At 69.1% G+C, this 11,316-nt stretch carries 12 protein-coding genes; 9 read left to right on the forward strand and 3 right to left on the reverse strand.

What is annotated here, in order from left to right; all coding sequences use genetic code 11:
- Positions 1-23 precede the first annotated feature (23 nt).
- The 3 genes from ACFQ36_RS07790 to ACFQ36_RS07800 are packed head-to-tail and all read left to right on the forward strand — an operon-like array spanning position 24 to position 3,305.
- Positions 24-698: a DUF1028 domain-containing protein gene (locus ACFQ36_RS07790; RefSeq protein ID WP_377012284.1), complete on the forward strand. Its 675-nt coding sequence runs from the start codon at positions 24-26 to the stop codon at positions 696-698.
- Positions 695-1,879: a M20 family metallopeptidase gene (locus ACFQ36_RS07795; RefSeq protein WP_377012286.1), complete on the forward strand. Its 1,185-nt coding sequence runs from the start codon at positions 695-697 to the stop codon at positions 1,877-1,879. Before ACFQ36_RS07790 ends, ACFQ36_RS07795 begins: the two co-directional genes overlap by 4 nt.
- Positions 1,869-3,305, forward strand: coding sequence for an aspartate ammonia-lyase (locus tag ACFQ36_RS07800; protein ID WP_377012288.1), 1,437 nt, complete (start codon positions 1,869-1,871; stop codon positions 3,303-3,305). Before ACFQ36_RS07795 ends, ACFQ36_RS07800 begins: the two co-directional genes overlap by 11 nt.
- A 151-nt stretch (positions 3,306-3,456) precedes the next feature.
- Here the strand turns inward: ACFQ36_RS07800 and ACFQ36_RS07805 are convergent, their stop codons facing one another.
- The 3 genes from ACFQ36_RS07805 to ACFQ36_RS07815 all read right to left on the reverse strand — a co-directional run bounded on the left by ACFQ36_RS07805 (position 3,457) and on the right by ACFQ36_RS07815 (position 5,570).
- Positions 3,457-3,912 carry a class F sortase gene (locus ACFQ36_RS07805; RefSeq protein WP_377012290.1) on the reverse strand — a complete coding sequence of 152 codons (456 nt, stop codon included), beginning with the start codon at positions 3,910-3,912 and terminating at the stop codon, positions 3,457-3,459.
- Between the two features lie 260 nt (positions 3,913-4,172).
- Entirely contained in the window at positions 4,173-4,577 is a 405-nt protein-coding gene (locus ACFQ36_RS07810) for an excalibur calcium-binding domain-containing protein (protein WP_377012291.1), read from the reverse strand.
- A gap of 348 nt (positions 4,578-4,925) precedes the next feature.
- Positions 4,926-5,570, reverse strand: a complete 645-nt coding sequence (locus ACFQ36_RS07815) for a GntR family transcriptional regulator (protein ID WP_377012292.1) — start codon at positions 5,568-5,570, stop codon at positions 4,926-4,928.
- A gap of 183 nt (positions 5,571-5,753) precedes the next feature.
- Between ACFQ36_RS07815 and ACFQ36_RS07820 the strand changes: the two genes are divergently transcribed.
- The 6 genes from ACFQ36_RS07820 to ACFQ36_RS07845 all read left to right on the forward strand — a co-directional run bounded on the left by ACFQ36_RS07820 (position 5,754) and on the right by ACFQ36_RS07845 (position 11,090).
- Positions 5,754-6,815 (forward strand): Rieske 2Fe-2S domain-containing protein, encoded by a 1,062-nt coding sequence (locus ACFQ36_RS07820; RefSeq protein ID WP_377012294.1) that lies wholly within the window; start codon positions 5,754-5,756, stop codon positions 6,813-6,815.
- A 9-nt stretch (positions 6,816-6,824) separates the two neighbouring features.
- Positions 6,825-7,274 (forward strand): hypothetical protein, encoded by a 450-nt coding sequence (locus ACFQ36_RS07825; RefSeq protein ID WP_377012296.1) that lies wholly within the window; start codon positions 6,825-6,827, stop codon positions 7,272-7,274.
- A gap of 94 nt (positions 7,275-7,368) precedes the next feature.
- Positions 7,369-8,304: an ABC transporter substrate-binding protein gene (locus tag ACFQ36_RS07830; protein ID WP_377012298.1), complete on the forward strand. Its 936-nt coding sequence runs from the start codon at positions 7,369-7,371 to the stop codon at positions 8,302-8,304.
- A gap of 18 nt (positions 8,305-8,322) precedes the next feature.
- The gene (locus tag ACFQ36_RS07835; RefSeq protein WP_377012300.1) at positions 8,323-9,261 is read left to right on the forward strand and encodes an amino acid ABC transporter permease; all 939 of its coding nucleotides are present in this window, start codon (positions 8,323-8,325) and stop codon (positions 9,259-9,261) included.
- Positions 9,258-10,043: an amino acid ABC transporter ATP-binding protein gene (locus ACFQ36_RS07840; protein WP_377012302.1), complete on the forward strand. Its 786-nt coding sequence runs from the start codon at positions 9,258-9,260 to the stop codon at positions 10,041-10,043. Before ACFQ36_RS07835 ends, ACFQ36_RS07840 begins: the two co-directional genes overlap by 4 nt.
- Positions 10,044-10,121: 78 nt before the next feature.
- Positions 10,122-11,090 (forward strand): PDR/VanB family oxidoreductase, encoded by a 969-nt coding sequence (locus ACFQ36_RS07845; protein WP_377012304.1) that lies wholly within the window; start codon positions 10,122-10,124, stop codon positions 11,088-11,090.
- The last annotated feature ends 226 nt before the right edge of the window (positions 11,091-11,316 follow it).

An 11,316-nucleotide genomic window follows, 5' to 3' on the forward strand; every position in this document is an offset into this window, starting at 1 on the left:
AAACCAGATCTCCAGGAGATTCAATGACTTTCTCACTCGTCGCCAGGGATGCCGCCACCGGTGCCTTCGGCATGGTCGTCACGTCCTCGAGCCCGGCCGTGGCGGCCCGCTGCGTCCACCTGCGCCCGGGGACCGGGGCGGTGGCGTCCCAGAACATCACCGATCCGGGGCTGGGAACGAAGCTGCTGGATCTGCTGGAGTCCGGATCGAATGCAGCGGAAGCGATGGCCAAGCTCCTGGCCCAGGAGCCGGACACCGAATTCCGCCAGCTCAGCGCCGTCGGGCGCGACGGACGGACGGCCGCCTTCAGCGGTGCCCGTACGCTGGGCACCCACCGGACCGTGGAGCTCGACGGCGCGGTGGCGGCGGGCAACCTGCTCTCCTCGCCCGCCGTCGTCGACGCCATTGCCGAGGCCTATGCCGCCGCCGACGGCGAGTTCGAGGACCGGCTGCTGGCCGGCCTGCTGGCCGGCCGCGACGCCGGCGGCGAGGAAGGTCCGGAGCATTCGGCAGGACTGGTCGTCGTCGAGGATGTCCCGTGGGCGGTCACGGACCTGCGGGTGGACTGGGCGGACGAGGACCCCATCGGCCAACTCGCCGGAATCTGGGAGCTGTGGCGTCCGCAGAAGGCCGACTACAAGCTGCGCGCGGTCCAGCCGGCCCTCGCGCCCAGCTACGGGGTGCCGGGGGACCTGTGAAAAACCTCAAGGAGGTCGCCGCCAGCCGGATCGACGGGCTGTCCGGGCGCATCCTCGGACTCTCCCACCGCATCCATGCCAACCCGGAACCGGGCTGGCAGGAACACCAGGCCGCCGGCTGGCTCACCGGCGAGCTGGCAGGTTTCGGCTACGAGGTGCACCGGGACCTGTGCGGGTTCCCGACGGCGTTTTCCGCCGGCGTGGGCCGCGGGCCGCTGCAGCTGGCAATCTGCGCGGAGTATGACGCGCTGCCCGGGCTCGGCCACGCCTGCGGGCACAACATCATTGCCGCGGCGGCCGTCGGGGCCGCCGCGGCGCTGGCCCCGATCGCCGATGCCCTCGACGTGCGGATCACGGTGTTCGGCACCCCGGCCGAAGAGGGCGGCGGCGGCAAGATCGAACTGCTCGAACGCGGGGCCTTCGACGGCCAGCACGCGGCCATGATGGTCCATCCCGGGCCGCTGGATGTGGCCCGGGCCGAACCGTTCGCCGTCTCGCACAGCAGGATCCGCTACCGGGGCAAGGCCGCCCACGCCGCCGCCTACCCCGAGCGCGGCGTCAATGCCGCGGATGCCTTCACCGTGGCCCAGGTCGCGATCGGCCTGCTGCGCCAGCAGCTCGAGGGCGGGACCAGGGTCCACGGCGTGCTGACCAACGGCGGCGAGGCGCCCAACGCGATTCCGGAGGTGACCGAGGGCCGCTGGTATGTCCGCGCCGGCTCGCTGGCCGAACTGGACGTCCTCGAGGAACGGGTGCGGCGCTGCTTCGAGGCCGGGGCGCTGGCCACCGGCTGCGACCTGGACATCGAGGCGGAGAGCAGGCCGTATTCGGAATTCCGCACCGACGAGGACCTGCTGGCACTCTATGTCGGCAACGCCCTGCGGCTGGGCCGGACCTTCGCCGACTCCGGACCGGACATGCGGATGAACCGGGCCTCCACCGACATGGGGAATGTCTCGCTGGTCCTGCCGGCCATCCACCCCTACATCGGCATCGGTTCGCTGCCGGCGGTGAACCACCAGAAGGAATTCGCCGAGCACTGCGTCACCGCCGCGGCGGACCGCGCGGTCCTGGACGCGGCGAAGGCCATGGCCTGGACCTGCATCGACGCCGCCTCGGACGCGGGGCTGCGGGAACGGCTGCTGTCCGACGACGAGAAGGAGGTCCTCGGTGTCGGCTGAAACGAGAACCGAGCACGACCTGCTCGGCGGGCTGGACGTTCCCGCCGCCGCCTACTACGGCGTGCACACCGCCCGGGCCAGGGAAAACTTCCGGATCACGGGCGTGCCGATCGGCCTGCACGGTGATCTGGTCTGGGCCTTGGGCTGCGTCAAGGAGGCCGCCGCCGCGGCCAACCACCAGCTCGGGCTGCTGGACGAGCGCCGCGCCGGGGCCATCATGGCCGCATGCCGGGAGGTGCAGAACGGGCGGCTGACCGGCGAGTTCGTCGTCGACGTCCTGCAGGGAGGGGCGGGCACCTCCACCAACATGAATGCCAACGAGGTCATTGCCAACCGGGCGCTGGAACTCCTCGGCCAGGCCAGGGGCGAGTACGCGCACCTGCACCCGATCGAGCACGTGAACCTCGGCCAGAGCACCAACGATGTCTACCCCACCGCCCTGCGGCTCGGGCTGCACCGCGCGGCCGGGACCCTGCTGGCGGCCATGGCCGGGCTGCGGACGGCGATGGAACGCAAGTCGGTGCAGTTCCGGGACTACCTGAAGATGGGCCGGACCCAGCTCCAGGACGCGGTGCCGATGACCCTGGGCCAGGAGTTCAGTACCTTCGCGGTCATGCTCGCCGAAGACGAACTGCGCCTGGCCGAGGCGATGCTGCTGATCCGGGAGGTAAACCTCGGCGGGACGGCGATCGGCACCGGGCTCAACGCCCACGCGGACTATGCGGAGGCGGCCTGCCGCCATTTGGCCCGGATCTCGGGCGTGCCCGTGGTGCCGGCCGGGAACCTGATCGAGGCCACCCAGGACGTGGGTGCCCTGGTCCAGTTCTCCAGCGTCCTGAAGCGGATCGCGGTCAAGCTCTCCAAGGTGGCCAACGACCTGCGCCTGCTGTCCTCGGGCCCGCGCGCCGGACTCGGCGAGATCGTGCTGCCGGCCGTGCAGGCCGGGTCAAGCATCATGCCGGGAAAGGTCAACCCGGTCATTCCCGAAGTGGTCAACCAGGTGGCCTTCTCCGTGATCGGCAAGGACCTGACCGTGACCATGGCGGCCGAGGCCGGGCAGCTGCAGCTGAACGCCTTCGAGCCGGTCATGGCCCGTGCGCTGTTCGAGAGCGTCGGGGAGCTCACGGCGGCGTGCACGGTCCTGGCCGAACGCTGCGTCGAGGGCATCACCGCCGACCGGGACAGGCTGCGGGCCGGGGTGGAGAATTCCATCGGGCTGGTCACCGCGCTGGTACCGTACATCGGCTACCACCGCGCCACCGAGGTCGCGCAGCACGCGATGCGCACCGGAGCCGGGGTCATCGACGTCGTCCGCGCCCAGGCGCTGATGGATGAGGCCCTGCTGGAGGCCGTGCTCGGCGCTCCGGAACTGCTGACCACGCCGGGCCTGCGGCTGGCCGCCGAGGCCGCGGCGCCGCTGACCTGATCCGAGAACGGGAGGTGTACACGGCGGGCTGCCGACACTGGCCCCTTCCGAAGGCGGAATTCCTAAGGTCCAATTGGGGTTCAACCCACGCGCCCCGCTCCCCTGCCGGCAACGAACCGCAGGTCCGGGACGGGACCTTAGGCCGGGCCGTTCAGGTGACGAGCTCCGCGTAGACGACATAGTTGTCGTCGAACTGGCCGGTTGCGGGGTTGTAGCCGTCGCAGGTGATCAGCCGCAGTTCGGATCCTTCGGTGTTGCCGTAGACGGCCTGTGCGGGAAAGGCGTTCTTGGGGTACTGCTCGCCGCGGCGGACCGCGAAGACGGCGGCCGTGCCGTCTTCGCGCGCGACTTCGATAAGGTCCCCGGACCTCAGGTCACGCAGGCGGGCGAAAACGCCCGGTGCCCCGCCGTAGGAATTGACGTGGCCGAGCAGGACCGCCGGTCCGCGTTCTCCCGGGGTGGGGGATTCGATATACCAGCCGGCCGGGGAGCCGGGATCACCGGGAGGCACTTCGAGGGAACCGTCATCCTGCAGCCCGAGCTTCAGCAGTCCGGATTCGGCACCGATGGCAGGAATGCTCAGAGACCGGGGCACGGATGCTGCCATGACCGGCGGCCGGGCCTGTGCCTTGTTCCCCGCCCCGGAGTCTGCGGGTGTGGAGGCCGGCCGGGCCGTCTTCGCTGCTGCAGGTGAAGGCGCCGAAGCTGCACGAGGTGGTGCGACCGCAGGTTCGACTTGCGCGGAGGCGCAGTTCGCGCAGCCGGCCAGAAGTAGCAGGGCGGCCGCCGCAGATGCCGGCCGGCTTCTGCGGAGGCCGCTGGTTGAACTGATCATGTGTGGCTACAGGTCCGGTCAGCGGGGCAGGACTACGCCTGGCCTGCGCCGCGGCGGCGGACCAGACAGGTTCCGCCGGCTGCCGTTGCCAGCACAAGGCCGCCGCCGAGGACGAGGGCACCCAGGTCGTTGGTGCCTTCCTGGGTTACGCCGGTATCGGGGGCTCCGACGGGCAGCTGGCCCACCTGGGGTGCTTCCACCGGAGCGGCAGGGGCGGGTGAGTAGGCCATGTTCCCGTTCTCGCAGCCGACGCCGTCGCCGTCGCTGTCGAGATGGGCACCGTAGCCAGGTGAACCGGCCTGGATGTTGTATGCACCCGCTGCTGCTGCAGCGCTGCAGTTCGGGTAGGCGGCCGTTACGGCCAGGGCAGGTGCCGCGGACAGGGCTGCAAACCCTGCCGCTGCCGCCAGCGAGAAGACCAATGTGCTCTTTTTCATTCATTCTCCTAAGGTTCTGGCCAAACGGCCGGTAGCCGGAAGCAGAATTCGATAAACACGCTGACCTCCGGAACCCGGAGGGTCTGACCAACTGCCGCAGGCAATCAGTAAGGCGAAGCTAGGAGATTTATCGATTAAGCACAACGGCTCCCAGGGAAAACATGCCTTGCGGGCCGGGATTCGGTGTTCCCGCCAGGGCCGAGCCGACCTGCGAGGGAGGCCGCCGCATCACCGGGCACAATCCTGCCAATGGGCTCCCCGGCGCACTGCGCACCACAGCGGCCCGACCCATGGCATGCGGCTGCACGGTCTGAGCGACCCATCCGGCAGGCGATGGCCGTGCCGGCGTTAGTCCCGGTTCGGGTCGCTGACGTCGTGGCAATGCCTGAGGATCCCGACGGCCTTATCCGCGTCCTTGTCCTTGAGCGCCTGCACGATGCCCCGGTGGTCGCTGACCACCTTGGCCCGGTGCCCGGCCCCGTGACGGTAAGTCAGGGTAATGCGCTGCTGGATCGGATGCTTCCAGATCGAGGTGAGCACCCCGACCAGGAAGTCGTTGCCGCAGGGCGCCACCAAGTCGAGGTGGAAAGCCCGGCCGAGGCGGAACATTTCCTCGGTGTCGGCCGGATCGGTGATCTCGGTTTCATCGACGAGGCTGCCGAGGCGGAGCAGCTGCTGCGGCGTGTAGGAACCGATGGCGCGCCGGACGGCCAGCGATTCGAGGGCGTACCTGACCTCAAAGACGTTTTCGACCTCGCGGTCGTCCAGTTCGTTGACGAGGTAGCCCCTGCCCGGAACCAGGCTGGTGAGTCCCTCGAGGGTCAGCTGGGTGAGCGCATCGCGGACCGGTGTGCGCGAAACACCGTACTGGGCTGCCACCTGTTCCTGGGCCAGGGCCGTGCCCGGCTTGATCACGCCGTGGATGATGTCGGCGCTGAGCTGTTCGTAGACCCGCACCGCCAACGGCCGCAGGTCATTGGGCAAGCCACTCATGTGCATCCTCTCCGACGTCCCAATTCTTGCATGCCCGAAGCGATCCCGAAGTGTTCCCCCCGGGCTTTCCGGAACGGAAAGCCCGGGGGGAACGAGGGCGCCGCGGACCGTTTCCATGAAACCCTTGACCGTGCAATTGACTCTGAATACAGTGTATACACCACACTCAAAGGAGAGTCGAAGATGTACGTGCTGAACACGTGGTACGTGGCCGCCTGGTCCACCGAAGTCTCCCGCAAACCGGTCCGCCGGGTCATCTGCGAAATGCCCATCGTCCTGTTCCGCACCCAGGACAACCAGGCGGTCGCGCTGGCGGACCGCTGCGCCCACCGGGCCTTCCCGCTGTCGGAAGGACGCACCGTGGGTGACTCGGTGGAGTGCGGCTACCACGGCTTTACCTACGGCCCGGACGGGGCCTGCACCAAGGTGCCGGCGCAGAGCACCATTCCCGAACGCGCCCGGGTGCGCAAGTATCCGCTGGTGGAAAAGGACGGCTGGATCTGGGTCTGGACCGGGGACCCGGACCTGGCGGATCCGGCCCAGGTGCCCGACACCCACTGGATGGTGGATCCGGAATGGGCCACCGTGACGCATTCGTACCACTTCAAGTGCCGGGCGGACCTGATCCACGACAATCTGCTGGACCTGACCCACGAGTCCTTCCTGCACAAGAGCACCGTGGGCGACGACTACATCTACGAGCACGGCATCACCGTGGAGGTCGAGGGCAATGTGGTCAGCGTCGACCGGCTGATGCCCTCCGTGGCGGCCCCGCCGCTCTACGCCGAAACCATGGATGCGCGCGGGCTGTTCGACCGCTTCCACTGCACCGAGTTCTTCGTCCCGAACCTGCACGTGCTTCACTCGGGCATCACCGGCGAGGGCCGGCCCCGGGAAGAGGGCTACCTGATCAAGGTGCTCAACGGGATCACCCCGATCGACGAGCACAACTCCTGGTACTACTACGCCTTCAGCCGCAACTTCGCCGTCGATGACGAGAAGGCCACGGAGGAGCTGCGGGCCGGCCTGGCCACCGTGCTGGACGAGGATGCCTCGGCCCTCGAAGCGCAGGAAATCGGCATGCAGACCCGCCCCGAGGGAGAATTCGACGTGCTGATCGCCCAGGACGGCGGCGTGGCCAAGGCCCGGCGCATCCTGGCGGCGCTGCTGAAGAAGGAACAGCAGGCCGGGACCGCCAACACGGGCAGCGGTGCCGCGCGCCGTGAACCCGCCCGGACGGCATAGGGGCCCGGCATGTGGATGCTGATACGCGCCAATGCCCTCGGCGGGGAAGTCTCCGCCGAATCCGGCGCCAAAATCCTGGCCGCCTGCCCGGACTCGGCCGACCGCGGCGACCCCTGGCGCTGGACCGTGGAGCTGGATGAGTCCGCGGACGAGCCGGCGGTGTCCCTGGACGCCGACGCGGACTACATCGCCTCGCAGAGCCGGCGCTACGAGGGCAGCTACACCGGCGTGCTCCAGCGCGGTGCCGGCGAGCAGCTGATCATCGCCGGGCTGGCCGGCGAGGCGCTGGTGGCCGCCGAAACCGGGCCGTGGGAGCGCTGGCTGCGTCCGGGCGATGTGTTCCTTGTCGAGGGCGAGGACCCGGAAACCCTCCGGCTGTCGCTGGCCGGCCGCGACGCCGGCGGCGAGTCGATCCTGCTCACGCCCCGCAAGGCCACGGCGCTGCGGTGGGTGCCCTGACCGCCGGCGCTGCAGCCCCGGCAGCACCCGGCTCCACTGGAGCCGGCCCGGCTGAACCTGCCGAATCCTCCTTCCGGCCCATGAAAGGTAGACAATGCGACTTTCCAAAACTTCCGTCCTGCTGACCGGTTCGGTGCTCGTGGCCCTGTCGCTGGGCGCCTGCACCAATGCCTCCGAAGGCTCCGCCAACGCCGGGACCGCCGCAGCCACCACCGCCGCTGCCTCCCCAGCCGCCGCGGTGCCGCTGAATGAGAAGGCCCAGGCCCTGCTGCCCGAGCATCTCCGCAAGGCCGGGGTACTCAAGGTCGCCTCGGACCCGACCTACGCCCCGTTCGAGTACTACGACACCGACAACAAGACCATGATCGGCTACGACGTGGACTTCGCCGACGCCGTCGGCGCGGCGCTGGGCCTGAAGGTCGAGCACGTGCCGGCGACCTTCGACACCATCCTGCCCGGCCTGGCCTCCGGCAAGTACGACATGGCGATGTCGGCCTTCTCGGTCACCCCCGAACGCGAGAAGATCGTGGACTTCGTCGAATACCTCAACGCCGGCTCCGGCGTCGCCGTCGCGCCGGGGAACCCGCAGGAGATCACCATGGACCCGCTGAGCATGTGCGGCAAGAAGGTCGCCGGCCAGAAGGGCTCGATCCAGTCCATGGAGTACCTGCCCAAGTTCTCCGAGGAATGCACCAAGGCGGGCAAGGCCGCCATCGATATCCAGAACTTCCCGGGCCAGACCGACGCGAACCTCGCGCTGAGCTCCGGCCGCGTAGACGCCGTGGTGGCCGACAGCGTGCCCCTGGCCTACCAGGCCCGGGAGGCCGGCGGCAAGTTCGAGCTCGCCACGGGAGAAGACTACGACCCGATCCCCCTCGGCATCGCCCTGGGCAAGAAGACCGGGCTGCAGGAAGCCGTCACCGAGGCCGCCCGCGGCATCATCGGCAGCACCCACTACCAGGACATGGGCACCAGGTGGGGCGTTCCGGATTCGGTGCTGATCACCGCCGACGCGCTGGATGCGAAGTAGCGGACGGGCAGGCCTCCCATGACTGCATTGACCACCCGGACCCAGCCGGCGGCCCCGGCCGGTGACGGCTATACCGTCGTCAAGGCCAGGCACCCCGGCCGCTGGGTCTCGGCCGCCGTCATCGTCCTGGCCGCCGCCCTGCTGCTGCGCTCGGTGTTCACCAATCCGAACTTCGGCTGGGACGTCGTCGGACTGTACCTGCGCGATGTCTCCATTGGCCGCGGCATCCTGGTCACGCTGGGCCTGACGGTGATCAGCATGCTCATCGGCATCGTGCTGGGCGTGGTCTTCGCCGTCATGCGCCTGTCGGCCAACCCGGTGGTGCGCACGGCGGCGTTCGCGTACGTGAACTTCTTCCGCGGCACCCCGGTGCTGGTGCAGCTGCTGTTCTGGTTCAACCTGGCCGCGCTCTACCCGGTGATCAGCTTCGGGATCCCGGGGGTGCACCTGGACGCGAACCAGCTGATCACCCCGATCACCGCGGCCATCCTCGGGCTGGGCCTGAACCAGGGCGCCTACATGTCCGAGATCGTCCGCGCCGGCATCCTGTCGGTGGACCACGGGCAGACCGAGGCCGCCGAGGCCCTGGGCATCACCCGGATGCAGACCATGCGCCGGATCGTGCTGCCCCAGGCCATGCGCGTGATCATCCCGCCCACCGGCAACGAAACCATCGGGATGCTCAAGACCACCGCGCTGGTTTCCGTGATCTCGGTCCCGGAGCTGCTGTACTCCGCGCAGATCATCTACGCGCGCAACTTCGAGACCATCCCGCTGCTGATCGTGGCCAGCCTCTGGTACCTGCTGATCACCTCCGTCCTCTCGGTGGGCCAGTACTACCTGGAGCGGCGCTTTGCCCGCGGGGACCGGCGCACCCTGCCGCCCACCCCGCTGCAGCAGCTGAAGAAGGTCTTCGGCACCCACGACGCCCTGGCGCTGAAAGGAGGACGCAGATGAGCACTCCCGGAACCGCCGAGCCGATGGTCAGGGCGGACTCGGTCTGCAAGAACTACGGGTCCAACGCGGTGCTCAAGGGCATCGACCTGCAGGTGGCCCCGGGCGAAGTGGTCTGCCTGATCGGTCCCTCCGGCTCGGGCAAGAGCACCTTCCTGCGCTGCATCAACCACCTGGAGACGGTGGACGGCGGACGGATGTGGGTCAACGGCCGGATCGTCGGCTACGACCTCAAGGGCACCAGGCTGCACGAGCAGAGCCACAACGACATCTGCCGGGCCCGCACCGACGTCGGCATGGTCTTCCAGCAGTTCAACCTCTTCCCGCACATGACCGTGCTGGAGAACCTGATCGAGGCCCCGCGGCTGGTGCGCCGGGAGAAGAAGGCTGTTGCCGCCGCCCGCGCCATGGGGCTGCTTCAGAAGGTGGGCCTGGCCGAGAAGGCCGGTGCCTACCCGCGCCAGCTCTCCGGCGGCCAGCAGCAGCGCGTGGCCATTGCCCGCGCGCTGTGCATGGAGCCGAAGCTGATGCTCTTCGACGAGCCGACCTCGGCGCTGGACCCGGAGCTGGTGGGCGAAGTCCTGAAGGTCATGAAGGACCTGGCCGGCACCGGCATGACCATGGTCGTGGTGACGCACGAGATGAACTTCGCCCGCGACGTCGCCGACCGCGTGGTCTTCATGGCCGACGGTTACGTCGTGGAGGAAGGCCCTGCCCGCGAGGTCATCACCAACCCGCAGAACGAGCGCACCCGGTCCTTCCTGGCCTCGGTGCTTGCCGAATAGTTCCCCGGGTAACCGACAAACACACGTGCCGTGCTGCGCCGGTGCAGCACGGCCAAGACCAATCGGGTGGTTATAGCCGTGACTGAAGAATTCTTTGACGTCGAGGTACGCTCCGTCAGCCGTGAATCCGACGGCGTCGTCTCGCTGCGCCTGGAACACCCGCTGGGACGGCAGCTGCCGGCGTGGACCCCCGGATCCCACATCGACGTGCTGCTGCCCAACGGCATCCTGCGCCAGTACTCGCTGTGCTCGGAACAGTCGGACCGCTCCGGCTGGCGGCTGGGCGTCCTGCGCGAACCGGCAGGCCGCGGCGGTTCCGCCTACATCCATGACGAGCTCAAACCCGGCACCAAGGTGCAGGTCCGCGGCCCGCGGAACAACTTCGCGCTGGCCGGCGCCGGCAGCTACCTGTTCATTGCCGGCGGCATCGGGATCACCCCGATCCTGCCGATGCTCCGCGAGGCAGCCGGACGCGACACGCCCTGGCGGCTGGTGTACTTGGGCCGCAGCCGCAGCTCCATGGCCTTCACCCGGGAACTGGAAGCCCTGGGCGGCGACGTCCACCTCCATGCCGACGACGAGAGCGGGCTCTACCCGCTGGCAGGGCTGCTGGCGGACCTGGACCCGGACACCCACGTGTACGCCTGCGGGCCCGGGCCGCTGCTGAATGCGCTCCAGGCCATCGCCGGCGGCTGGGAAGACCCCTCGCGCCTGCACGTCGAGCGCTTCACCGCCGACCCGGCCGGACCTGGGGCCGGGTCCGCTTCTTGGGCCGGAGGCGATCACGAATTCATCGTCGAAACCGCCGGCGGCACCGAAGTGGTGGTTCCGGTGGGCACCAGCATCCTGCAGGCGCTGGAAGCGGCCGGCATCAACCAGCCGAATTCCTGCCGGGAAGGCATCTGCGGCACCTGCGAGACGGGGGTGCTCTCCGGCGAGCCCGACCACCGGGACAGCCTGCTCTCGGAGGACGAACACGAAACCGGGGACACCATGATGATCTGCGTCTCCCGCTGCAGGGGCCGGCGCCTGGTTCTGGACCTGTAGCGCGCCGGCCCCTGCGCGCGGCCATGACCGCCTGCCTCACCCCGGTGGTCGGGGTGCTGGGGGGCGCTGCTGCTGGACGAGCCGCTAAACTGGAATCTGCCGGCAGGGCTGTTGCTGGTTTACCTGGGCATCCTGCTGGCCAGCGGCCGCGCGCCGTCCCCGGGGCCTGCAACCCCGGAGGCGCCCGGGGCAGCAGGGACCCGCCCTCCCGCGCCGCCTCGGGCCA

The organism is Arthrobacter sp. GCM10027362 (assembly GCF_042679445.1).
Classification (GTDB): domain Bacteria; phylum Actinomycetota; class Actinomycetes; order Actinomycetales; family Micrococcaceae; genus Crystallibacter.